At 61.3% G+C, this 24,106-nt stretch carries 19 protein-coding genes; 10 read left to right on the top strand and 9 right to left on the bottom strand.

All coding sequences use genetic code 11. The features are described from left to right. Positions 1 to 62 precede the first annotated feature (62 nt). The 5 genes from AC3EML_RS10600 (at position 63) to AC3EML_RS10580 (ending at position 5,926) form a co-directional block, all read left to right on the top strand. Positions 63 to 887, top strand: coding sequence for a class I SAM-dependent methyltransferase (locus AC3EML_RS10600; protein WP_023711778.1), 825 nt, complete (start codon positions 63 to 65; stop codon positions 885 to 887). A 29-nt stretch (positions 888 to 916) separates the two neighbouring features. Then, complete coding sequence (locus AC3EML_RS10595) at positions 917 to 1,858, top strand: ATP-grasp fold amidoligase family protein (RefSeq protein WP_352521109.1); 942 nt, start codon at positions 917 to 919, stop codon at positions 1,856 to 1,858. 102 nt (positions 1,859 to 1,960) lie between these two features. Further along, the gene (locus AC3EML_RS10590; RefSeq protein WP_023669313.1) at positions 1,961 to 3,397 is read left to right on the top strand and encodes a glutamine synthetase family protein; all 1,437 of its coding nucleotides are present in this window, start codon (positions 1,961 to 1,963) and stop codon (positions 3,395 to 3,397) included. 120 nt (positions 3,398 to 3,517) lie between these two features. Next, the gene (locus AC3EML_RS10585) at positions 3,518 to 4,804 is read left to right on the top strand and encodes an NAD(P)/FAD-dependent oxidoreductase (RefSeq protein WP_352521108.1); all 1,287 of its coding nucleotides are present in this window, start codon (positions 3,518 to 3,520) and stop codon (positions 4,802 to 4,804) included. A 276-nt stretch (positions 4,805 to 5,080) separates the two neighbouring features. Continuing rightward, positions 5,081 to 5,926 (top strand): SH3 domain-containing protein, encoded by an 846-nt coding sequence (locus AC3EML_RS10580; protein WP_023732365.1) that lies wholly within the window; start codon positions 5,081 to 5,083, stop codon positions 5,924 to 5,926. A gap of 21 nt (positions 5,927 to 5,947) precedes the next feature. Here the strand turns inward: AC3EML_RS10580 and AC3EML_RS10575 are convergent, their stop codons facing one another. The 3 genes from AC3EML_RS10575 to AC3EML_RS10565 all read right to left on the bottom strand — a co-directional run bounded on the left by AC3EML_RS10575 (position 5,948) and on the right by AC3EML_RS10565 (position 9,589). Continuing rightward, positions 5,948 to 7,243: a Mur ligase family protein gene (locus AC3EML_RS10575; protein WP_352521107.1), complete on the bottom strand. Its 1,296-nt coding sequence runs from the start codon at positions 7,241 to 7,243 to the stop codon at positions 5,948 to 5,950. Between the two features lie 124 nt (positions 7,244 to 7,367). After that, a complete protein-coding gene (locus tag AC3EML_RS10570) occupies positions 7,368 to 8,663 on the bottom strand; it encodes a Mur ligase family protein (protein ID WP_352521296.1) in 1,296 nt (431 codons plus the stop codon). A gap of 179 nt (positions 8,664 to 8,842) precedes the next feature. Further along, the gene (locus AC3EML_RS10565; RefSeq protein WP_027049416.1) at positions 8,843 to 9,589 is read right to left on the bottom strand and encodes an SDR family oxidoreductase; all 747 of its coding nucleotides are present in this window, start codon (positions 9,587 to 9,589) and stop codon (positions 8,843 to 8,845) included. Between the two features lie 321 nt (positions 9,590 to 9,910). Here AC3EML_RS10565 and zwf point away from each other — a divergent pair, with 321 nt between their 5' ends. The 3 genes from zwf (at position 9,911) to edd (ending at position 13,966) form a co-directional block, all read left to right on the top strand. Beyond that, positions 9,911 to 11,380 carry a glucose-6-phosphate dehydrogenase gene (gene zwf / locus AC3EML_RS10560; RefSeq protein ID WP_023669307.1) on the top strand — a complete coding sequence of 490 codons (1,470 nt, stop codon included), beginning with the start codon at positions 9,911 to 9,913 and terminating at the stop codon, positions 11,378 to 11,380. Next, entirely contained in the window at positions 11,362 to 12,078 is a 717-nt protein-coding gene (pgl, locus tag AC3EML_RS10555) for a 6-phosphogluconolactonase (RefSeq protein WP_023681885.1), read from the top strand. The genes zwf and pgl overlap by 19 nt, the downstream gene beginning before the upstream one ends. Before the next feature lie 64 nt (positions 12,079 to 12,142). Next, the gene (edd, locus tag AC3EML_RS10550; RefSeq protein WP_023681886.1) at positions 12,143 to 13,966 is read left to right on the top strand and encodes a phosphogluconate dehydratase; all 1,824 of its coding nucleotides are present in this window, start codon (positions 12,143 to 12,145) and stop codon (positions 13,964 to 13,966) included. Positions 13,967 to 14,037: 71 nt separating this feature from the next. Here edd and AC3EML_RS10545 read toward each other — a convergent pair whose 3' ends face one another. The 4 genes from AC3EML_RS10545 to AC3EML_RS10530 all read right to left on the bottom strand — a co-directional run bounded on the left by AC3EML_RS10545 (position 14,038) and on the right by AC3EML_RS10530 (position 20,408). Then, positions 14,038 to 15,696, bottom strand: a complete 1,659-nt coding sequence (locus AC3EML_RS10545; RefSeq protein WP_023681887.1) for a vWA domain-containing protein — start codon at positions 15,694 to 15,696, stop codon at positions 14,038 to 14,040. A gap of 150 nt (positions 15,697 to 15,846) precedes the next feature. Continuing rightward, positions 15,847 to 16,839, bottom strand: coding sequence for a GlxA family transcriptional regulator (locus tag AC3EML_RS10540; RefSeq protein WP_032905230.1), 993 nt, complete (start codon positions 16,837 to 16,839; stop codon positions 15,847 to 15,849). Positions 16,840 to 16,856: 17 nt separating this feature from the next. Further along, positions 16,857 to 17,756, bottom strand: coding sequence for a bifunctional methylenetetrahydrofolate dehydrogenase/methenyltetrahydrofolate cyclohydrolase FolD (gene folD, locus AC3EML_RS10535; RefSeq protein ID WP_023681888.1), 900 nt, complete (start codon positions 17,754 to 17,756; stop codon positions 16,857 to 16,859). Between the two features lie 354 nt (positions 17,757 to 18,110). Then, a complete protein-coding gene (locus tag AC3EML_RS10530; protein ID WP_023681889.1) occupies positions 18,111 to 20,408 on the bottom strand; it encodes a GumC family protein in 2,298 nt (765 codons plus the stop codon). Between the two features lie 453 nt (positions 20,409 to 20,861). Between AC3EML_RS10530 and AC3EML_RS10525 the strand changes: the two genes are divergently transcribed. Further along, on the top strand, positions 20,862 to 21,713 hold the full coding sequence (locus AC3EML_RS10525) for a hypothetical protein (RefSeq protein WP_156939229.1): 852 nt from the start codon (positions 20,862 to 20,864) through the stop codon (positions 21,711 to 21,713). Positions 21,714 to 21,716: 3 nt separating this feature from the next. On the opposite strand, the gene AC3EML_RS10520 is transcribed toward AC3EML_RS10525, so the two are convergent. After that, positions 21,717 to 21,953 carry a DUF6471 domain-containing protein gene (locus AC3EML_RS10520; RefSeq protein WP_023681891.1) on the bottom strand — a complete coding sequence of 79 codons (237 nt, stop codon included), beginning with the start codon at positions 21,951 to 21,953 and terminating at the stop codon, positions 21,717 to 21,719. 99 nt (positions 21,954 to 22,052) lie between these two features. On the opposite strand from AC3EML_RS10520, the gene AC3EML_RS10515 reads away from it, so the two are divergent. Beyond that, entirely contained in the window at positions 22,053 to 23,015 is a 963-nt protein-coding gene (locus AC3EML_RS10515) for an IS1595 family transposase (RefSeq protein WP_023681892.1), read from the top strand. Here AC3EML_RS10515 and AC3EML_RS10510 read toward each other — a convergent pair. Then, the gene (locus AC3EML_RS10510) at positions 23,012 to 23,761 is read right to left on the bottom strand and encodes a hypothetical protein (protein ID WP_031203723.1); all 750 of its coding nucleotides are present in this window, start codon (positions 23,759 to 23,761) and stop codon (positions 23,012 to 23,014) included. The genes AC3EML_RS10515 and AC3EML_RS10510 overlap by 4 nt on opposite strands. Between the last annotated feature and the right edge of the window lie 345 nt (positions 23,762 to 24,106).

Here is a 24,106-nt window from a genome sequence, read left to right as displayed (position 1 = left end):
GCAGTGATGTAGACGTTGTCGCCGCGCACTGCTAGCTACGGCAAGGGGAATGGTGGGCAACAATGCCGGAATTGGGCGCCTGGAAGCGTGAACTGGAGCAAATTCTGAGCTCCTTGCCAGGTCGCGCTCCGACCGAACTCATAAATGCCATCCGAGATCTTGGCATCGCCATGGGACACGATACCGGCGAGGCGTTGCTTGAAACCTACCCGGAGATCCTTTCGCACCGACCGGCGCTGACCGCCGCATTCGGCAAGATGGTGCAGGCGCAAGATGCCGCCGAGATCAGGCAGATGCTGGATCAGGACCTGAGCGGTCCGGCATCGTTCAGACAGATCGCAGCGGGGAAAACAAGCATCGGCGTGCTGTCATCAAAGGATGCCTATAACCGCCTCGACGAAGTCTTCGATCATGTCGATTTCAATAATTGCCGCCGCGCTGTCATGGTCGGCTGCGGCGGGCGACCGTTCACCATGTTCCGTATTCACGACCAGACAACTGTCCCTGAGATCATCGGCCTCGACATCGTTCCCGAAGCCGTCGAAACGGCAAACAGGCTCGCCGCCAAGCTCAGTTATGCGCGCATGCGGGCCGAGCTGTGCGACGGATGCGATTATGATTACAGCGACGCTCAGGTTGTCTATGTCGCGAGCATGGTTTCGCCTAAGGCAGCTGTCGTGTCTCGTATCGCCGATACCGCGGCCGAGACTGTGCAGATCGTTTTGTGGGAGCCTGTTTCGCTAGGCAGGCTTTGGGCTGAAAATGCGGAACGAACACTTGACCCTCGGCTAGAGGTCATCGGCCGCACGAGCATCTCGCGAAACATGACCAGAGACGTGTTCGTCGCCCGACGAGACGGTTCATCTTCGACCCGGCAGCTGGGCTGATCGTGTCGGCTCTTGGAAAGAGCGATCGAGTGATCCTCGCCCTGGCGCGGGCATGGTGCCTGGTGCGCTATCCCATGATTTGCAAACGCACATTCGACCATAGCGGCATGCTGCCGGATCCGGCGAGACCGGCTTCCTATGCAGACAAGTTCCTGTGGCGAAAGCTTTTCGATCACAATCCGTTTTTCACGACAGCTTGCGACAAGCTCGCCTCGAAAACCTACGCTTTGTCCACCTGCCCCGAACTAAAGACTGCCGAGGTCCTATGGTCCGGGGAAGACGCAACAAAGATTCCGGCGGAGGTTCTTGCCGGCAATGTCATGGTGAAGGCCAATCATGGCTGCCGCTGGAACATGATGGTGCGCAACGGTGAGGTGGACAGAGCCAGGCTGCGCCGGCGTACAGCTCGCTGGATGCGCCGTCGCTACGGCAGGAAATTCGGCGAATGGGGCTACAAGTACGCCAGCAGGCGCATCCTTGTGGAAGAGATGCTCCTTCAGGACAGTCAGCCTGTCGCTTTGGAGTACAAATTCCACGTGTCCAACGGGACGACGGCCTATGTCTATGCCGCACGTCGGGATGAGCACGGCAACGAACAGAAATGTCATTTCGACCGGGACGGAACCTATGCGCCGCCACCGCCAGGCAGCGGCCCCCAGTGGGTCCGGATCGACCTGCCGGCATCCTTCCCGCGCATGCTTGCCATCGCCGAGCGGCTGACCGTGCCGTTCGATCACATGCGTTGCGATTTCTACGAAATCGACGGCGCGATCTTCTTTTCCGAATTCTCGGTCTATCCGCTATCCGGCAAAGGCATCATCAACACAAGGCTCAGGGATCTGTGCGCAGACAGCTGGGACCTCAGCCAATCCTGGTTCCTGACCGCGCCGCAAAGCGGATGGCGCAGGCTCTATGCCGGTGCCTTGCGCAGATGGCTGGATGCAAATGCGCTGCCCGGCAAGGCCGTCTGACAGAGGCCGTCCAGCCTCGTTGCCGCACCTATCGGGCCGGCTCCCCTTCCCTTCCATCACCGGCAACAGCTATACTGTGATAATTGCAACCCAAACTGGTGAATGATGCCGCCTGCGAAAAAGGAAGTCCGTCCGTCGACCCGCGGAGGACGCGTCCGAACGCCTGCCTTCGTGAAAAATCAACGCGGCGTGAAGAACTGGAAGGAAGTCAGCGCTTGGCTGGAATGGCGCGGCATCGAAGACATAGAATGCATCACGCCTGATCAGGCTGGCGTCGCGCGCGGCAAGATGATGCCGTCGAAGAAATTCACTTCCAACACCTCGCTGGCGCTGCCATCGGCAGTGTTCATGACGACGATTTCGGGCGGCTATCCCGAGGACGGCAACGGTTTCCACTATCCGGAGGATGATGGCGACCTGAAGCTTATGCCGGATCTGTCGACGTTGACCGTCGTGCCGTGGGAAGAAGACCCGACGGCCGCCGTCATCTGCGACCTCGTCCATCAGGATGGCCGTTCGGTCGAGTTCACGCCGCGCAACGTCCTGAAGCGCGTGGTAGCAGCCTATGACAAGCGCGGGCTGAAGCCGGTGGTGGCGCCCGAGATCGAATTCTATCTGGTGCGCAAGAACCCCGACCCGGATTATCCGTTGACCCCACCCGTCGGGCGTTCCGGACGGGCAATCGGCGGCGGCGCCGGCTATTCGATCGCCGGCGTCAACGAGTTCGACGAACTGATCGACGACATCTACCATTTCTCCGAAAGCCAGGGCCTGGAGATCGACACGCTGATCCACGAGGAAGGCGCCGGCCAGCTCGAGATCAATCTGCGTCACGGCGATCCGGTCGAGCTCGCCGATCAGGTGTTCATGTTCAAACGCACCATTCGCGAGGCAGCGCTGAAGCATGAGATCTATGCCACCTTCATGGCCAAGCCGATCCAGGGCCAGCCAGGTTCTGCCATGCACATCCACCAGTCGATCATCGACAAGAAGACCGGGCTGAATATCTTTTCGGCGAAGGACGGCTCGGAAACCGACGACTTCTTCCATTTCATCGGCGGCATGCAGAAGCATGTGCCGAACGCACTGGTGATGTTTGCTCCCTACGTCAATTCCTACCGCCGGCTGACGCAGTCGGCCTCGGCGCCGGTCAACAACAAATGGGGCTATGACAACCGCACCACGGCGTTCCGCGTGCCGCGCTCGGATCCGGCGGCGCGGCGTGTCGAAAACCGCATCCCGTCTTCCGACGCCAACCCCTATCTGGCGCTGGCGGCCTCACTTGCCTGCGGGCTGATCGGCATCACCAACAAGATCAAGGCCGAGCCTCCGGTGCTGACCACCGCAAACGCCGATGAGATCGACCTGCCACGAGGCCTGCTCGAAGCCGTCGATCTTTTCGAAGGCGACGAGGAACTATGCGCTCTTCTGGGCAAGTCCTTCGCCGCAACCTATGCAGCGATCAAGCGGGCGGAGTTCGAGACCTTCATGGAAGTGATCAGCCCGTGGGAGCGGGAGTATCTGTTGCTCAACGTGTGAGCGGCGACTTCGTCGTGTGAATGGTGAATAGTGAATGGTGAGTAGTTTCATATTGGATGGATGAGCGCAGACGTCGTGCGTCTCGCAGCCATTCACCATTCACCATTGGCTGGTGTCCCCATGCCTTACCAATCACCTATCTCCCCCGGTCGCTCCTGGTACGAAGACACAGCCGGACCACGCCCTGAGTACCCTGCCCTGGACGGCGACCGCAGCTGCGACGTCGTCGTCGTCGGCGGTGGCTTCACCGGGCTGTCGGCGGCCGCTCATTTGGCGAAGGCGGGAGCCGACGTCGTTCTGATCGAGGCGCATCGCTTCGGCGACGGCGCTTCAGGGCGCAATGGCGGCCAGCTCGGCACGGGCCAGCGCGCCTGGGCCGAAGAGATGGAGGCGGAATACGGCTTCTCCCGCGCCAAGGCGCTGTTCGACCTTGCCGAGGAGGCGAAAGCACACCTGCTCGAATTCGCGGCCGTCAACCAGATCGACATCGACTATATGCCCGGCCAGTTGTCCGTGGCGCACAAGCCGCGTTATCTCGACGACTACAAGGCGCATGCCGAGATCATGGCGGGCCGCTTCAATTATCCGCACATCGCCTTCATGGATGCCAGGGAAACGGCCGAACGGCTGGGCTCCACACGCTACTTCGGCGGCACCCGCGACACCGGCACCGGACACATCCACCCGATGAAGCTGGTGATCGGCACGGCAAAGGTCGCGGCAGCGGCCGGCGCGCACCTGTTCGAGCAGACACTATCGACCGGTGTCACCTCCAGCGGCGGCAAGGTCAGGGTGACGACTCCGAGAGGCACCATCACCGCGCAGAAATGCCTGATCGGTGTAAATGCCTATGGCGGCACGCTCGAGCCGGTGAGTGCCGCGCACATCATGCCCATCGGTTCCTTCATCGGCGCGACGGTGCCGCTGGGCGTCGATTCGAAAGTGCTGCCGGGCGGCGAGGCGGTCGACGATTCGCGTTTCGTCGTGCGTTATTTCCGCAAATCCAGCGATGGAAGGCTGCTGTTCGGCGGGCGCGAGGTCTATGGCGTCAACGATCCGAAGGACATCCATGTCCATATCCGCCGGCAGATAGCCGAGCTTTATCCGGAACTGAGCGATGTCGAGATCACCCATGGCTGGGGCGGCTATGTCGGCATCACCATGCCCAGGAAACCGTTCGTGCGCGAGGTGATGCCCAATGTGATCTCGGCCGGAGGCTATTCCGGCCACGGCGTGATGCTGTCGAACTTCTTCGGCAAGCTCTATGCCCAGACCGTCGCCGGCAACCGCGACAGACTGAAGCTGATCGAGGACCTGAACATCCCGGCTTTTCCCGGCGGCCGGCGATTTAGAACGCCATTATTGTTCTTGGCACTGAACTGGTTTGCCCTGAGGGACCGAATATAGGGAAAGTATCTCATATCAGCCGTGGCTGAGTACTGAGCTGATTCTATTGAGCTGTTGGTTGCCGCAGCGAGACGTTGCAGAATCCTTAACAAGAGCGCACAATTCCCCTGAGGGCGCACTGATGCCACAATCAAGGGCAAAGGATGCCGGTTCTGGGCGATTGAACGGGGATTTCTGCGGGCCTGCCCGCTTTGTTGTTGGGACCGATGCCGATCGAATGCCGGGCTGCCGGCGCCGATCGAAAGAACACCGGCTCATCTTTTGGAGGTGGCAAGAGTGAACGAGCCCTTCAGTTTCGGCGCGCCGGAACGTCGGCGCTTCGCCATGCAATTCGGTTATGACATGCGGCCCTCCTTCTGGCAGGGGGTGCGCACGAATTCGCATCTGGTGATCGCCGCGGTCGGCACCGCAGCGCTGCTTGGTGTGGCGGGCATAGCGCTTTGGCTGGCATTGCCGGCCAACGACCGGCAAGCGATCGCCAGCACACAGCAGAACGTTCCGACTTTTCCGGTCAAGACGACCAAGATTGCCCCGGTCGCGGCGACGGCTACCGCGGTAGCGGCGCCACAAGCCGCGCGCAAGGGCGATGCGGTTTCATCGACGGTCGCTGCCGGTGGGGCTGCCATGCCGCCGCTGTCGGCGAACGATCCGCGCTGGACTGCGGCGCAATCCAACAGCGACCCTGCCGCGACGCCATCCGATCAGGCGCCTGCCGAGCAGGCTGCCGCCAAACCGTCTGATGCCGCGGCATTCGAAGAACCGGCGGCGCAGAGCGACGCCACGACGCAGCTGTCAAAGGTCGCTGCTCCCGCCAATGACGACGACGCCGAGACCGCCGCCATACCGACGCCAAAACCGCAACTTCCAGACGAGCAATCTTCCGCCGCAACGAACGATACCCAGGCCAAGGCCAAGCCACAGAAGGTGGCTGCTGCCGCCGGCACCGGACGCATCCTCAGGGCGGTGACAATGCGCAGCGGTCCGCAGAAAAACGCCGCCGCCATGGGGACCGTGCCCGCCAAGTCGTCGGTGCAGGTGGTGAGTTGCAAGAAATGGTGCCAGATCGTCTACAACGGCAAGCGCGGCTGGATCTACAAGAGCTACATCAAGACCGGGGCTTGAGACGCAAGCCGCCAGATCTGGTCAGCCGCCGAGCAACCACCTGAAACGGTGTCTCCTGCGAGCAAGTTTGCGCTTCGCCAGGAAATCCCGGTGTTCCTCGAACGGCACCTCATAGAGGCCGCAACTCAGACAATGTTCTCGCTTGCCGCAGTCCGGGATCCAGCATTTGATGTCATGCGTCCAGGAGAGCGCGACACGTTCCAGATGAAGATTGGAAGAGCCCTTCACCAGGATCAACTCGCCAGGAACAGCTGTCTGCTTGATGTAGTCGGAGACCTCTTTCGGCATGCGCAATTCGACGAAGCGGCCACTGTCGCGATCGGACTGGCTGGCCTTCGAGCGATGCGCATGCTCACCGACATAGATCACCTGGTCCGCGATCTCACGCGCGCTTTTATAGGCGCGGGCATACTTTGCGTTCGAATCGCTGAAGTCCGACAACTGGCCGAGGATGATCCGCTTTTTGCCCTGCGTTGATTTTGCCATCATATCCAAGGCAAGCGGCAGCGAATGCCAGGGCGCCTTGACGGAGTCCACGATGAACTGCGGCCCGCCCTCAGAACGGATCACCTCGCAACGGTTTGCCAAGGGCCGAAATGTCCTGACCCTCTCCTCTACCGTCCGCGCGGGTACTCCAAGTTCGAGTGCCGTAGCCACAGCGGCCACCGTCGGCAGCCAGAAATGCCCACCTGGGAATGGCGTTTCCAGGTCGAGTACGCCTCCTCGCCAGTGCAATTTGAAGCTGAGCATGCGCGGATATGCTGCGCGGACATTGGTGACCCGATAGTCGGCCGGATCCGACTGGCCGAATGTGACGAAACGTTTTGCTTGGCCGCGTGCCATGGCAAGCACATTGGGATCATCAGCATTGAGCACGGCAAGGCCGCCCGGTTCCAGCGCCTCGACCAGTGCGCGTTTTTCGTCAGCGACACTCTCCAGGGTCTTGAAGTTGGAGACATGCTCCAGTCGGACCATTGTGACGACGGCGACATGCGGCCGCAGCAGTTCGGCCATGGGCCTGACCGCTCCGACGCTGTCGGCGCCGGCCTCGAAGACGAGGTAGTCGACCTTGCCTGCTCGCCTCATACGTTTGTAAAGTGTGCGGATCAGCGCGACGATTGAATTGGCCTGGACTTGGAGATGGACCGTGCCATCACCCGCCAGGATGTGCCCAAGCAGACCGGCCGATGTCGATTTGCCGGAACTGCCAGTGACCCCGATGAAAATTGCCTTGCTATGCGCGCGCGCCCGTTTGGCCTGATAGCGCCGCAGTCGCCATCCCAGGTCGTGGCGAATTTTCCGCAAATTGATTTTCATCACCTCTGCCAGGTTCCCGCGATCATTATGACCTTTATGGCATTGTCAGGTCAAATAACTGCAAGCAATACCCGTCAATTCGGGCACCGTGCGCTGTCAGCAAAAACGTGCGCCGCAGGTGGCGTCACCGACCAAAAAACCGCCGAAAACGCTGTCGGCGGCGATTCAATTTCCGCCGCCTCACAAACTCGCGGTGCTGCTCAAACGGCACTTCATAGAGCCCGCATTGCTCACACCCCTCGGCTTTGCCGCACATGGGAACCCAGCACTGAACGTCGTGGGTCCACGCAAGCGCCACACGCTCAAGGTGAAGGCTGGCAGAGCTCTTGATCAGGATCAGTTCGCCCGGATCCGCCGTTTGTTTGATATAGTCCGACACGTCCTTTGGCGTGCGCAGTTCGACGAACTGTCCACTATCGCGATCGGCTTGGCTGGCCTTGGAGCGATGGGCGTGATCGCCGGTGTAAATCACCTGATCCGCAATCTCACGCGCGCTGCGGTAAGCGTGGGCATACTTGTTGTACGAGCCGGCGAAATCCGCCAACTGGCCAAGAACAATGCGTTTTCGTGCGAACGTTGATTTGGCTATCATGTCGAACGCAAGCGGCAGCGAATGCCACGGCGCCTTTGCAGCGTCCAAGATGAAGTGAGGCCCGCCGGGTGGGATGAGCACCTGGCCGCGGTTTGCTAAAGGCCGAAATGTCGCAATCCTGTCCTTTATGATCTGCGGAGGCACTCCAGGTTCAAGAGCCGTTGCCGCCGCCGCAGCGGTCGGCAGCCAGAAATGCTCACCCTGGAACGGGGTCACGATTTCAAGAACGCCGTCGCGCCAATAGAGCGAAAATCGCAATTGCCTGGGATAGGCAGCCTCGGCATCGCCGACGCGATAATCCGCCTGCTCCGATGTGCCGAATGTGACGGAACGGCAGTCGCTCGCCGCGGCCATGCCCATCACAAGAGGGTCATCGGCATTGAGCATCGCGAAGCCGCCCGGCTCCAGCGCCGCGACCAGGGCGCTTTTTTCTCGAGCGACGTTTTCCACAGTCCTGAAACTGGCGAAATGCTCCAGCCGGACCATTGTGACAACAGCCACGTTCGGGCGAAGCAATTCGGCCATTGGCCTGATTGTGTCCGGACCGGACGAGCCGGCCTCGAAGACGACGTAGTCGGTTTTGCCGCCCTTTCCCATTCGCCTGGATAGGGTCGAGACCAACAGTTTCATCGTGTTGGCCAGAACCTGTGTGTGGACCGAACCGTGGCCAGCCAGGATGTGTCCAAGCAGGCTTCCCGCCGTCGTCTTGCCGGAGCTTCCGGTAACACCGATGAAAATTGCCTTGCTTCGCGCCCGCGCACGCTTGGCCAGGTAAAGCCGCAGCCGCCATCCCAGATCGTAGCGACTTTTCTGCTGCCTGATCTTCATCACCCGCCAACACTATCCACGATCCGTTATGCCTTTCGGGGGATCGAGAAGTCAAACTGGGGTCCGGCGTGACGACGTCAACTGTTCGTTCCTCGGCCGGCCGGCGCACCGATGCGAACTCTTGCCGACATTGCTCTGTCTGCCATGCATTGCGAACAGCGAGGTACTTCCCGAATTGCTCAAATGCAGCGGCCGCCGTCGACCTCCAGCGCCACACCGGTGATGAAGGCGGCTTCGTCCGACGCAAGCCAAAGCGCAGCGTTGGCGATATCGAGCGGCGTCGACAGACGGCCGAGCGGTATCGAGGCACGGAATTTCTCGCGGATCTCCGGCGTGTCAGTGCCCATGAATTTCTCCAGCATGCCGGTCTCGCCGGCGACCGGGCAAAGGCAGTTCACGCGGATGTTCTTGGGCGCGAGTTCGACCGCCATCGACTTGGTCGCGGTGATCGCCCAGCCCTTCGAGGCATTGTACCAGGTGAGCCCCGGCCGCGGCCGCAGACCGGCGGTCGAAGCCGTGGTCAGGATGACGCCGCCGCCCTGCCGCTCCATGATCGGCACCACGGCAAGTGCGGCGTGATAGATCGCCTTCATGTTGACTGAAGTGATCAGGTCGAAGGTCGCCTCGTCGACGTCGAGCATGTCGCCATTGCGATGGGTGTAGCCGGCATTGTTGACCATGATATCGATGCGGCCGAAGGCGCTTTTTGCGGCATAGACCATCTCGTCGAATTCGGAACGCTGCGAAACGTCGGTCTGGGTCCAGATCGCGGCCTGGCCGATCTCTGCTGCAACGCGCTCCGCGCCCTTGGCGTTGAGGTCGGCGACGACGACCTTGGCGCCCTCTTCGGCAAAGCGCCTGGCCATGCCTTCGCCGAAACCTGACGCAGCACCCGTGATGACGGCAACCTTGTTTTCCAGACGCATGCTTTTTCCGCTCATTGAAGACCCACCTCGCAAGCGCATTTTCCTTTTTGTTTGATGCGTGTCTGTCTCCCAGAGCCGCTTCGCACTTCTGGGCGACACGCATTAGCTTTCGTCACATTCCCGCTTTATGTTGCAGGCGCGAAAGCCCCGGGACCATCGCTTGACGAAAAGCCTCCGGGTGGCAGCCAGTGTCAAGGCACATTTGGAGCGAATCAATATGCAGTGATTTGGCCTCGATGTGACACCATGGCACTGGATAGTTTAAATCGATTAGATTATATCCTGCCGCGTCACAGCGAGCGGCGTCAAAGCGGACAGACCATGACCAGCCAGATCATTCCCGTCGAGCCTTTCGACTTCATCATTTTCGGTGGCACCGGCGACCTGTCGGAACGCAAGCTGCTGCCCTCGCTCTACCACCGCCAGCGCGACCACCAGTTTTCCGAGCCGACCCGCATCATCGGCACCTCGCGCTCCAAGATGAGCGACGAGGAATTCCAGGCTTTCGCCAAGCAGGCGATTTCCCAGCATGTTAAGCCGGCCGACATCGACGCCGAGGAACTCAAGACATTTCTTGCCCGGCTGTCCTACGTATCGGCCGACGCGACGACTGGTGCCGGCTTCGACAAGCTGAAAAAGGCGATCGGCGAAAGCGACCGCATCCGCGCTTTCTATCTGGCGGTGGCGCCGGCGCTGTTCGGCGACATCTCGCACCAGCTGAAAGCCCACAATCTCATCACGCCGAATTCACGCATCGTGCTGGAGAAGCCGATCGGCCGCGACCTCGATTCGGCGCGCAAGCTCAACGACGTGGTTGGAGACGACTTCCACGAAAGCCAGATCTTCCGCATCGACCACTATCTCGGAAAGGAGACGGTGCAGAATCTGATGGCGCTGCGCTTTGCCAACGCGCTCTATGAGCCGCTTTGGAATTCTGCCCATATCGACCATGTGCAGATCACGGTGGCCGAGACCGTCGGTCTTGAAGACCGCGTCACCTACTACGACAAGGCCGGCGCGCTGCGCGACATGGTGCAGAACCACATGCTGCAGCTGCTCTGCCTGGTTGCCATGGAGGCGCCATCGTCGATGGATGCCGATGCCGTGCGCGACGAGAAGCTGAAGGTGCTGCGGGCGCTGAAGCGCATCAACGGCAATGAGGCACCCAAGCACACCGTGCGCGGGCAGTACCGCGCCGGCGCCTCTGCAGGCGGCGCGGTGAAAGGCTATGTCGAGGAACTCGGCAAAGACAGCTCCACCGAGACCTTCGTCGCCATCAAGGCCGAGATCGGCAATTGGCGCTGGGCCGGCGTGCCGTTCTATCTCCGGACCGGCAAAAGGCTGGCGACCCGCGTTTCGGAAATCGTCATCGAGTTCAAGCCGATCCCGCATTCGATCTTCGGCGACAGCGCCGGGCCGATCTCAGCCAACCAACTGGTGATCCGGCTGCAGCCCGACGAAGGCGTCAAGCAGTTCATCATGATCAAGGATCCAGGCCCCGGCGGCATGCGGCTGCGCCAGATTCCGCTCGACATGAGCTTTGCAACATCTTTCGACGGTCGCGCGCCGGACGCCTATGAACGGCTGATCATGGATGTTATCCGCGGCAACCAGACGCTGTTCATGCGCCGCGACGAGGTCGAGGCGGCATGGAAGTGGATCGACCCGATCCAGAACGCCTGGGAAAGCGCCAGGCAGGAGGCGCAAGGCTATACGGCAGGCACATGGGGTCCCTCGGCCTCGATTGCGCTGATCGAACGCGACGGGCGGACATGGCACGAAAGCAATTGAGCGAGCCCGCCTACAACTGGAACGGCTTTGCCGGGCGCCAGGACCTGGCGGCAGCCCTTGCCGGCAATGTCGCGGCGCGCCTGACCAAAGCCATCGACGAGCGCGGCACGGCCCTGCTTGCCGTTTCCGGCGGCACCACGCCGGCAAAGTTCTTTGCAGCACTTTCGGCCATTCCGATCGCCTGGAACAAGGTGACGGTGACGCTGGTCGACGAACGGTTCGTGCCGGCCTCCTCGCCGCGCTCGAATGCGGGGCTGGTCGCGGCCAACCTGCTGCAGAACAAGGCGGCTGCCGCGCACTTCGTGCCGCTCTACCATGAGGCGGCAAGCATCGAGACCGCCGCGGCGGCCGAAGATGCGGCGCTGAAGGCTCTGCCCTGGCCCCTCGATGTCGTCGTGCTCGGCATGGGCGGCGACGGCCACACCGCCTCGTTCTTTCCCGACGCCGAGAATCTCGGCGATTTGCTCGACCCGGCCTCATCAAGGATCGTGCTGCCGGTTCACGCGGCAAGCGCCGGCGAACCCCGGTTGACGCTGCCGCTGGCGCGGATCGTCGACGCCGGCTTCATCGCGCTGCATATAGAAGGCGAGGACAAGCGCACCGCCTTCGACGGTGCGATGGGACCGGGTGCGAAAAAGCCCATCCGCAAAGTGCTCGAAGCGGCACCCATCCCGGTAGAGGTGTTCTGGGCACCCTGATTTCACGCAAAGCAGTCCCGGCAGACGGTGGAGGACGTTCTTCCGGGGCTCGAAAGGACCGACCATGACAGCCAGACGCGACATCGAAGCCATCACGGAACGCATCCGCCAACGCTCGAAAGCCGGCCGCGAGCGCTATCTCGGCCGCATCGCCGAGGCCTCCAGCCGCACCGCCAACCGGGGCGTCCTGTCTTGCGGCAACCTCGCGCATGGCTTTGCCGTCTGCAGCCCGTCTGAAAAGCTGGCGCTCGGCGCCGACAAGGTGCCGAACCTCGGCATCATCACCTCCTACAATGACATGCTGTCGGCGCATCAGCCGTTCGAGACGTTTCCGGCGCTGATCAAGGATGCCGCGCGCGAAGTCGGCGGCATCGCGCAGGTGGCCGGCGGCGTGCCGGCCATGTGCGATGGCGTGACCCAGGGACAGCCCGGCATGGAGCTCTCGCTGTTTTCGCGCGACGTCATCGCCATGTCCGCGGCGATCGGCCTGTCGCACAACATGTTCGACGCCGCCGTCTATCTCGGCGTCTGCGACAAGATCGTACCGGGGCTTGTGATCGCGGCTCTCACCTTCGGCCATCTGCCGGCGGTGTTCGTGCCGGCCGGGCCGATGACGACGGGCCTGCCCAATGACGAGAAGGCCAAGGTTCGCCAGCTCTATGCCGAGGGCAAGGCCGGACGCGCAGAACTGCTCGAAGCGGAGTCCAAATCCTATCACGGGCCGGGCACCTGCACCTTCTATGGCACCGCCAATTCCAACCAGATGCTGATGGAGATCATGGGCCTGCATACGCCCGGCGCGTCCTTCGTCAATCCAGGCACGCCGCTGCGCGACGCGCTGACGCGCGAGGCGACCAGGCGAGCCCTGGCGATCACCGCGCTCGGCAACGCCTACACGCCGGTAGGCCGCATGATCGACGAGCGCTCTTTCGTCAATGGCGTCGCCGGCCTGCACGCCACCGGCGGCTCTACCAACCACACCATCCACCTCATCGCCATGGCCGCGGCGGCCGGCATCACGCTGACCTGGCAGGACATTTCCGACCTGTCGGAAGCGGTGCCGCTTCTCGCGCGCGTCTATCCGAACGGGCTTGCCGACGTGAACCATTTCCACGCCGCCGGCGGGCTCGGCTTCCTGATCCGCGAATTGCTCGACGAAGGCATCCTGCATGAGGATGTGCAGACGGTATGGGGCGAAGGCCTGAGGCCCTATGCGGTCGAGGCCCGGCTCGGCGAAGATGGCGGCGTCGTGCGTGAAGCCTCGCCGCTGCAGAGCGGCGACGAGAAGGTGCTGGCGCCGTTCAAGAAAGCCTTCCAGCCGACCGGCGGCCTGAAGGTGCTCGCCGGCAATCTCGGCCACGCCGTCATCAAGACGTCCGCCGTGAAGCCGGAACGCCGCGTCATCGAGGCGCCGGCCAAGGTGTTCGACAGCCAGCAGGGACTGAACGAAGCCTTCAAGGCCGGCACGCTGACCGGCGACTTCATCGCCGTCATCCGCTTCCAGGGCCCGAAGGCAAACGGCATGCCGGAACTGCACAAGCTGACCACCGTGCTCGGCATCCTGCAGGATCGTGGCCAGCGCGTCGCGCTGGTCACGGACGGGCGCATGTCTGGCGCTTCCGGCAAGGTGCCGGCGGCGATCCACGTAACGCCGGAAGCGGTCGAGGAAGGGCCGATCGCCAGGATCCATGACGGCGACATCATCCGGCTCGACGCCGATGCCGGCACGCTGGAAGTGCTGGTGCCGGGACCCGAGCTCGCGCTGCGCCGCACGGCCGACATCGATCTCATCGGCAACGAGTTCGGCTTCGGCCGCGAGCTGTTCGCCGGTTTCCGCCAGCTAGTCGGCCGCGCCGACCATGGCGCCAGTGCTTTCGGCACGGCTTGAACCATCATTCCCTGCCATAGAGAAAAGGGCGGCTCAAGGCCGCCCTTTTTCATGAGGAGTGGAACGCCAAATTACGGCTGAACCGTAATCTCGCTCCGTTCGCCGGCCTTGACCGTCACCGGCATTTCCTTGTCATGGCCTTGATCGGACATGTGGCGGACGACGACGTAGTCGCCGGCCGCAATGGTCTGTTGCCAGGTGTCGCCATAGCTCAGGCCGAGCGCCTTGCGGTTGCCCTGGATATCCTTCTTCGACGACAGCACCTCGATCGAATAGGCGCCTGGCGCCGACATCACCAGCACGCCGGCATCGAGCGTCACCTTGACGTCCTTGACGTCGCCAACCTTGACGCTGAAAGGCTGCTCGACGGTTGCGAGCTCAAGCGAGGTGACCGCGACATAGTCGTCCGGCGGCAGCCAGAATTTGCTGTCGGGCCCATAGGAGTGGGCGACATCGTCACGCGAGCCGTCGATCTTTTTCTTGGCCTTGACGATCTGGACGCTGATGCCCGAGGAGTCGGCCTTGTCACCACCTGCAGTGTAGTAGGCGTTGACGGCGGCATGGCCGACGCCGACGACTATGTCTTTTTCCACAGTCTGCCCGGCGGCGAGCTGGATGTTCTCGGTCACCGAGCCGCTGCCGATCGCAACCGTCACCTTCTGCTCACCAGCCGGCACGATGATCCTGGTGTCGCCATAGTGGGTGGTGCTGCCGCCCGGGAAGGCGAAGTCGACATGGGCTTCGTCACTGATCTCGGCGCCCTGGCTTGGCTTCGGATGGATGAGCATGGTGCCGGCGTTCAAGGTGAAGAGCGGCTTGTAGACCTGGCCCGCCTCGATCTTGACCTTCTGTTCCGCCCGAGCTTCGTCGGCGCGCGCGACGACGACATAGTCGCCCGGCTCGAGATTGGCCTCGTAGTTGTTGTACTGGGTGGTGACGGCCTCGCCGCGCGTGCCATCGGCCTTGGCCTTGTAGACCTCCCAGGCATTGCCGTCGGTGATCGGATCGCCGCCATCCGCCATGACCACGCTTGGGACGAAATTGAATTCGGGCTTTGCCGGTTCGGGGGCTGGAGCTGGGGCTGGCGCCGGTGCGGGTTCAGGTGCCGGCGCGGCGACGGTTTCGATCAGTGCTTCCTGCAGCGCCTTCTCGTCCGAGGCCTGGATATATTTGCCGCCGGTGTTGTCGGCGAGACAGGCGATCTGCTTGCCCTCGTCAGCGGTCAGGCCGAAGCCGACGACGTCGACGGTGAAATCGACGCCTGAGGCCTCCAGTTCCTTGCCCAGCGCGCACGGGTCACCTTCGCAGGTTTCAAGCCCATCGGTGATGAGGACCACGGTCGCCTTGTCCTCGGTGTATTTCAGGGCTTCGGCCGCCTGCTTGACGGCTGCGGTCAGCGGCGTCTTGCCGAGGAATTTCAGGCTGTCGGCAGCGGCCGAAATGGCGCTAGCCGAGCCGGCTTGCGGCGGCACGATCAGCTCGATGTCGTCGCAGCTGCCCTTTTCGCGGTGGCCATAGGCCATTAAGCCGATCTCGTCGTCGCCCGGGACCGACTGCAGTACGGTCCTCAGCGATTCGCGCGCGATCTCGAGCTTCGGCTTGCCGTCGATCTGGGCCCACATCGAGCCTGAAGCGTCAAGAATGATGATGACCTTGTTGGCGGCAAAGCCGAGCGAAGTCATCGACAAAAGGAGCAGCGCCGCAGCGACGCTCCGCAAAAGTCCCGCCATGGAAATCTCCTTGAGGCCGCCCTCTTATATGCGGCGGCAAGCTATTTGACGCCGCGTCCGGGCACAAGCCCCGGAGCGGGTCACGAACGGTTGCCGTGTAACAGGATCGGCGCCGGCCGAGGCCTGTTCCGAGGCCGGCTCAGCACCGCGTCAGTACGTGGTGCGGCGCTCTTCGGAAGGCGGACGGCCGAACTGCAGCCGATAGCTCTGCGCGAAATAGGAGTGCGAGGTAAAGCCGGTGGCAATGGCCACGTCGAGGATCGGCATGTTGGTCTGGCGCAGCAGTTCGCGCGCCCGCTCAAGCCTGAGCCGCATGTAGTAACGACCGGGCGTGACGCTCAAATGGCGCAGGAACAAGCGCTCGACCTGGCGCACCGACAGGCCCGCCGATTTGGCAAGCTGCACGGCTGATAGCGGCTCGTCGAGATGGTCGGCCATCAGTTCGACGATGCGCCTTAGCTTCTCCGACTTGCCGGTCAGGTCGCGCTCCGGCCCGACGCGCTGGCGGTCGCCGGCGGAGCGGATGCGCTCATGCTGGAACTGGTTGGCAACGCCGTTGGCGAGGTTCGAGCCGAAGTCGCCACGCACGATCTCCAGCATCAGGTCGATCGAGGTGGTGCCGCCGGCGCAGGTGTAGCGCTTGCGGTCGATCTCGAAGACGTTGCCGGTGCAATTGATGTCGGGAAAGCGCTCGACGAAGCCGGCGCGGTTTTCCCAATGGATGGTGCAGCGATAGCCTTCGAGCTGACCGGCTTCGGCCAGGAGGTAAGAGCCCACCGACAGCGCGCCGAGCGCATTACCGCGCCGGCCCCAGCTGCGCAGCGCCGCCAGCACCTTGCTCTTGCCGGGGAACTCGACCGACAGGCCCACCGACACGAACAGGATATCGACCGGCGGCAAATCGGCGACGGCATAGTCGATCTTGAGCGGCAGGCCATTGGAGGCCATGACGGGATCGCCGTCGGCCGAGACCGTGGTCCAACCATAGAAATCGCGGCCGAGCAGGCGGTTGGCCGAGCGGAAGGTATCGATCGCCGCTGCCAACGAAAACATCGAAAACTTGTCGACCAGCAAGAACGCGAATTGCCGGCCCCCTTGAACGGGATCATCCGGCCGTTCAGAGGGTATAGTAAGGTTCGGCAAAGAAGCTGCTTTCTGGGTCAGAAGGAAGGCCGCTTCAAGCCGGCCGCAAGGTAGGCTGAGGCTAACGTATTGGCCATCAGCATGGCAATGGTCATCGGTCCGACACCGCCGGGCACGGGGGTGATGGCGCCGGCGGCCTTGGCCGCTTCGGCATAGGCTACATCGCCCACGAGGCGGGTTTTGCCTTCGCCCTTCTCGGGTGCGGCAATGCGGTTGATCCCGACATCGATCACGGTGGCGCCCGGCTTGACCCAGTCGCCCTTGATCATTTCGGGCCGGCCGACGGCGGCAATCAGAATGTCGGCTGTGCGGGCCAGCGCCGGCAGATCCTTGGTGCGGCTGTGGGCGATGGTGACGGTGCAGTTGGCGGCAAGCAACAGATTTGCCATCGGCTTGCCGACGATGTTGGAGCGGCCGACGACGACCGCGTTGAGGCCGGAAAGATCCTTGCCGCGCACGCGTTCGATCAAAAGCATGGAGCCGGCCGGCGTGCAGGGCACGAAGGCTGTTTCGAGTTCGCCGGTGCCGAGCTTGCCGACATTGATGAAATGAAAGCCGTCGACATCCTTTTGCGGTGCGATGGCCTGGATGATCTTGCCGGCATCGATATGGGCGGGAAGCGGCAGCTGCACCAGAATGCCGTTGATGGCCGGATCGGCGTTGAGTTCGCCGATGATCTTCAGCAGTGCCGCTTCGGACGTGTCGGCCGGCAGTGTGTGCTGCAGCGAATGAAAGCCGCATTCCTTGGCGGTGCGCGACTTCGACGCGACATAGACCTGGCTTGCCGGATCCTCGCCGACGATGACCACCGCTAAGCCGGGCTGGGCCTTTCCCTTGGCGACCAGGTCCTCGGTCAAGGCCTTGACCTTCTGAACCACGTCTGCGGCGACGATCTTTCCGTCAATCACTTCGGCCATGAACCATCCTCGACATCATTCCAGCCAAGGCGCGGCGCGTGCCTTGAACGTTGCTTGTGCATGTCGTTGTTCCAAACGTTCTGCCCATTCGGGTAAAGCCCGACGGCAGCGCTTTTTGGGCGCCATGCTGCGCGGCATTGTCACGAAATTTGGCCTAAGCAATCCCGTCAAAGCGCCGTCACATGCCGTAAACTCGAAACCGGCAGCTTTTATTCTGTGCTGACGGGCTCAGAGCGACTCATCCTTTCACGGAAAGGCTGAACCGCTCTATTTCTTGTTTTGACGCAATTCCCAAGGGAAAGCGCGCTACGCGCTTTTCCCGGGAAAACCGTTTCACACTTTTCCTGGAATTGCTCAGAAATAGCGGCGGTGCGAACGGCTTTCGGTGAGTTCGCGCACCGCTTCGCGAAATTCGCGCAGGCTGGCGCGGATATCGTCGATTTGCGCCTGCTGGTCTTCCGGCGCCGCCCCAGCGGGCTGCGGAGAAGACCACGGCCCGGACGCCGCGGGCATCGGCTGAGCCTGCGAATAGGCATAGTCAGCCGGCTGACGAGGCTGCGCGTAGCCAGGCTGCTGCGCAGGGGAATTGGCGTGCGGAACCTCGTTCCGGAAGTCCGGCTGGCCATAGCCCACAGGCTCCTGCACCGGCCTTGTATATTCGGCGGCTGGTTGGGCGCGGTAGGTCTCGACGGGTTCGCCTGACGTCCCGCTACCCGGCGCGGCTTTGCGCATCGCCGAGAACAGTCCGTCGAACAGACCTGGGCTCCGGGCGGGAGCGGCCGCGGTCGGCAACACCGGAGGTGCTGCCGGTGGCGGCGCCACAGGCAGCGGCGCGCGATAGACCTTGTCCTCGACCGGAGGGCGGCGCTCGTCCATTCTGCCGCGCGAACGCGAATTGGCAGCGCCGCGCAGGCTGGCAAAGGCGCCGCGCATGGCGCCGACACCGATGCCCGAAGCAAGCCCGAGCAGCAGGCCGGCCATCGCTATTACAGCCCGCGACGGTCCGTTGGGTTCGAGCGGCGGTTGCGCGGGGGTCATCAGATTGATGTTGGTGGTGTTTATGTTTTGCTGTTCGCCGGTCTCCTTGGCGCGCAGCAGGTACTGTTCGTAGACGGAGCGTTTGGCCGTGGCATCACGCTCCAGTTCGCGCAGGCTGACCAGATCGCTGTTGACGTCGCCGCTCTGGACCTTTGCCTGAGCCAGGCGGGAAGCGAGATCCTGCTCAAGCTGGACCGAGCGCTTCAAGTCGACCTGCAGCGACGAGGCGATGCGGCGCAGTTCGCCTGCGATGCGCTCGCGCGAGCCGTCGAGCTGGGCACTGAGCGCCTGGTATTCGGGATGACGCGGTCCCAGACGCACGGCGGCGCGGTCGGCCTCCTGCTTCAAAGCTGCATATTGCGCGCGCAGTTCGCTCATCGTGTTGGAATTGATTTCTTCCGGCAAGGTGCCGTTGATGACCGAATTGACGTCCAGCGAACGCGCCGACGCCGCCCGGGCATTGAGTTCCAGCGTGCGGGCCCGGGTGACTGAGAGCTGCTCGTTGAGCTTCAGCATCTGGTCGTCGCTGATCAGATGGCCCTGCGCGTCAACGAGATCATGCGTGGCCCTGAAATCCTCGACCTTGCGCTCCGCCGTCTCGACATTCTTGCGCAGGTCATCGAGCTTGGCCGTCAGCTGGTCCGTCGCGCGCCCGGCCATCCCGAACTGGTATTGGGCCGCCTCCTGCTGGAAAACGTCCCTGGTCCTATTGGCTATCTCCGCCGATTTGTCGGCGCTTTGAGTGGTGGCGCTGATGGAAACGACAAAGCTCTTGCCGCTGCGCTCAACCGACAGGCTCTTGGCCAGATTGCCGACCGCCAGCGCCTGGCGGCGCACTTCACCGCCGCCGCCAAGGCCATCCTGGCGCGACAGTATCGAGCGAATGAGTGACAGGACGCCAAGGCCGCCAGAGCCCTGTCCGTTGAACTCCGGATCGTCGACGAGATTGAGATCGGCCACGACCTTGTCGAGGACCCTGCCGGATGTCACCATCTTGATGCGGGTTTCGACAACAGCCAGCGCCGCATCGGGCTGCCCGACCGGTTGGGTGAGATCGTTGTCGGAAAGCTTCAGGTCGCCTGGCTCGATGACCATCTGTGTGGTGGCTTCGTATTTCTTCGGTGTCGAAACGGCGACGGCGACGCCGAGCACTGTGCCCAATATCGTCGTCGAGACGATCAGCAACTTGGAACGAGTAATGCCGCGGACGACCTGGAGCGGATCGATCAGCGGCTTCCATTCCTGCCCGTCATCGTCGTCGCGGTCCGGTTGCTGCTCGTGGAAAGAGCGGGGCTCATAGGCCGCGTGGGAGCGAGGCTCCTGACGCCGGCCGGAAACAGGCTCCTCACGCGCGCTGGCGGCCGAAACGGGTTCGCCGTCGGCCTGGAACTGCGGCGGCTCGGGCGGTGACGTTGGCGCCGGATTCGACCGCGCCTCGCGTTGCGAGCGGGCTATGCGGTGACGCGTGGCGGCATCCTCGCGCCATGACGGATCGGCCCGGTCACCGATGGAGACCGCCGACGCATCCGCCGCCTCATCGCCGCGCACGGCTTTGCCGAGCGCCAGGAGGGAGCGCTCGCGCCTCCAGTCTTCACGGTTTTCCCTGTCGACCATTGTCTCGAAACTTTACCTTCGACGGCGCGGGAGCGGCGGTCGGCCAATCGTTAAGTCACGCTAAACAGGCATGGGAAACAAAAGGTTAATTTCCGAAGTCTGCAAGTGAAAGTTTCCGGTATTATGGAGCAAACTCACCAAATATGATGATGTTTACCATTGTTAGCGACGTTGTCGCATCGGTCGGATAGCCCTACATATCATGACATACGCACTCTTGATTTCCCGAGGCTATTGCGAGCCCGTGTGAAACAGGGCATAGAAACGAAACGATTTTCGGCCTAGACCGTTTATCAACCATTGCGGTTCAGAATCGGAAACGCGAAGCCTTTAGGAGGCATACCCATGTTGAGATCCAAGGATACAATCTAGCACCGCGCGGCAAAGCCGTTCGACTACTGATCTGAAAGATGATATCAAAAACCCTCGCTCAAAGGCGGGGGTTTTTGATTCATGTGGACTAGGCTTTCTACGCTTTTCAGCGGCGTACTGATATTAGGTGGCGGGATTGGAATATTATATCCAGCCATATTTGACGAAAAGATCGGCCTAACTCAGATTTTAATTTCTCTTTTCCATCCAGAGATGACGCAAAGCTTTGCCATGCGTTGGCTTCTGGCACTTCTCTTATTTTGCGGTTTCTACGTTGTCACACTAACGTTTTATAACCGCAACAGGCCCGTTACCATTTTGAGCGCCGATATAAAGGCTACGCTAACCAATAATGAATGGAGCAAGACTATAGTAGAAGGCACATTCGTCCTTCGAGCAAACCACCCAAACGTCACGTCCTACAGAACAATACATTCTCCAGATTATGGAACGCTTGTCCTCGATTCAATGAAAGCCGACGTTTATTGCGAGGCGTTTCCCCTTACTTCCGAAATCGAGTTAAACAAGATGGAGGGGGACGGGATCGAGCTTCTGCAACTATTCAACAAGCCTCTACCCAGCATGTGGTACATGCCGCTCATACCGAACTACTTCGTAAGCAGAAACTATGATGATTTGCCGCATTTTCTCAGGAAGAGGCTGGTTAAAAGAAGAACAAGCCTCTCATATCTAGATGAGCACAATGTTGATCTGCCTGCGATGCGTTTCCAGGCGCCAAACTACAACTTTATGTCCATGCACATCGTTCTAGAATTCCCCATTGACGCTTTGCCTAAGTCTTTAAAGGCTAGACGAGAGCTTAATGGCGCTCTGACCGACATGCCGATTGAGGTGGTCCAAAATCTCTATCACGTAAGGGTCAACAAACTTGCGAAAAGCGAAGTCGTCCGAATTAGCTGGAAGAGGGCCTAAGCCCTACACCTCCAAGCTGACTTGCCGAACGCCGATCACGTCCATGCACATCATGAAGAAGGCGGCGGTGAAACTGCCACGGCTTATCTTGTTGGCCAGATTGCGCTCGCTTTCGTGCGCGCCCTTCTCGGTCAGCCTCTCGGCCAGCGCCGCGTAGGTTATGCCTCGACGCTTCAACTCGCCTTTCAGTATGTTTTTTGCCTGCTCCTCATAGGGCGCGGTTAGGGTATTATCCGCCATCATCATTTCTCCAGAAAAAACATCATGGATGATGATATATACCCTTGCATGTGCTGATTTAATGTCCTATATCCGATGCACAACATCATCGGATTTGATATGTCTCAGCATTTCCTCCTCTCCCCCGCCGCCAAGACCCTCTCGCTGGTCAAGGTCATGCGCATGTCGGACACGGAAGCCCGGGCGGCATTCCGCAAAATCCGCTGGTCGGAAACGGATGGTGAGCCGGTTTGCCCGGAATGCGGCGGCGTTGATGCCTATGACCTCAAGACGCGCCAGGTTTACAAGTGCCGCGCTTGCTACAAGCAATTCAGCATCACGTCCGGCACGATCTTCGCCAGCCGCAAGCTGGCAGTGCGCGATATTCTCGCCGCCATTGCCGTCTTCATAAACGGTGCCAAGGGCTATAGCGCCCTTCAACTCTCCCGCGACCTCTCCGTTGACTACAAGACCGCCTTCGTGATGCTGCACAAGGTGCGCGAAGCTATAAAGCTTGCCCGCGACGAAGGTGCGCTGTCCGGCAATGTCGCGGTAGATGGTGCCTATTTCGGAGGTTACGTGAAGCCTGCGAACAACAAGAGCGATCGCAAGGACCGCCGCCTGACTCCCAACCAATCAGGTAAACGCCAGTCGGTGATTGTCGCTCGCAAAACCGATGGCCGCACGGTCACCCACGTAGCCCGGACGGAGGCCGATGGCGTTGCCTTCGTCGCCGCCACGGTCAAGCACGGTACGACCGTTCACGCCGACGAGGCGTCACACTGGGACAAGCTGGCGGTCTATTTCCCGATAAAGCGCATCAACCATCAGGAAGCGTATTCCAAGGACGGCGCTTGCACGAATGCCGCCGAATCGTTCTTCTCGCGTATCCGCCGCGCCGAGATCGGCATTCACCATCGCATCGCTGGCGACTATCTCGGCTCCTATGCCGCCGAGATGGCATGGCGCGAAGATAACCGTCGCGAAGCCAACGGCACTCAGTACGCTATGGTCGTCGGTGCAGTAGGCGTTGCGCCGAAGTCGAATCAGTGGTGCGGATACTGGCAGCGCCGCAACGCCTAGTGCTGGTCGCCCTCGTCAAAGCCGAGAATCTTTGCGTTCGCGCGCCGCTGCATCCTACGAACAAAAATCTTCAAGTGGTCCTCTAGATCCTCGAAGCTTTCCGACGAAAGGTTTTCGGGGAATGTGATGGTCACGTCCCCTTCGTCCAACGCGATAACTTCCTGACGCACCCCCGGCTTGAGCGGCGACACGTCAACCATCTCTGTTGACCGTCGCTGAATCGGACGTGACAGTTCCGTGGCCTCCATCATCTCATCCTCCATAGGGGTCGGAGAATGAGGGTACCCCTTCTCCATACTGGTCGCAAGCGCGAGAGTAGCCAGATAGGTCTTTGCCGCCTTCGCCGCGCCGTCTGCAGAAAAGCCCCGTTTAGCGAGCCAGTAGCGAAGGTTGCTATCGCTCGGCGCTGTTGGAAAGTCCTTTGCAATTGCACTGAAAAGGCTCGGCTGGAATGCCAATCGACGCAGCGCCTCCACTCTGTCCAATGAGTCCTCCGGAGCCATCAGCGCAGTAAGGCCGTCATCGGTGATTCTGTAATCGTCGCCATTGGCGTCAATAAGCCCGTAGGCCCGCAAAGCCCCGATCTTCCCGAGAGCCGGCCCGCTCAGGCTATCGTGCCCCAGGTGCCCCGCCAGCGCGGCCTTGGACACTTTGTTCCGCCCATCTTTCTCGTAGAGCTTCCTGGCCATGGCCAGAGCGCCGGCCAAATCAGTGACAGGGTAATTGGGGCTGCGGACGTTAGCCATGAGGCTTCTCCAACTCGATTGGTCTATTTAATCTATTACCAAATAGAACAAATGGGAGAAGAAATCCAGCGGTTAACTCACAAGGCTCTTGCCAAGCGATCGGTTTTCAATAAGGTTCAAGCCGCCGGGGGATTTGTCCCCCGGCGATTCGAGCATTGGAGATGCGATGGAACCCATATGACCGCTTCCTGATCTGACGAGGTTTGCCGACCTTGGTCAGTTTCAGCAGCCGCCGCTGGGCGGTAGGTGCCGGGCGCGAATGCCCGGTGCCGCACTGATCCGGGAATAAGCCCGGATCATAAACCGTGGCCGAATATCGGCACACATGAACGCAACGACAATGAT

This window comes from Mesorhizobium sp. P170090 (genome assembly GCF_057786115.1).
Note: the sequence above shows the minus strand (reverse complement) of the source record. Positions and strands in the feature narration are given on the sequence as shown.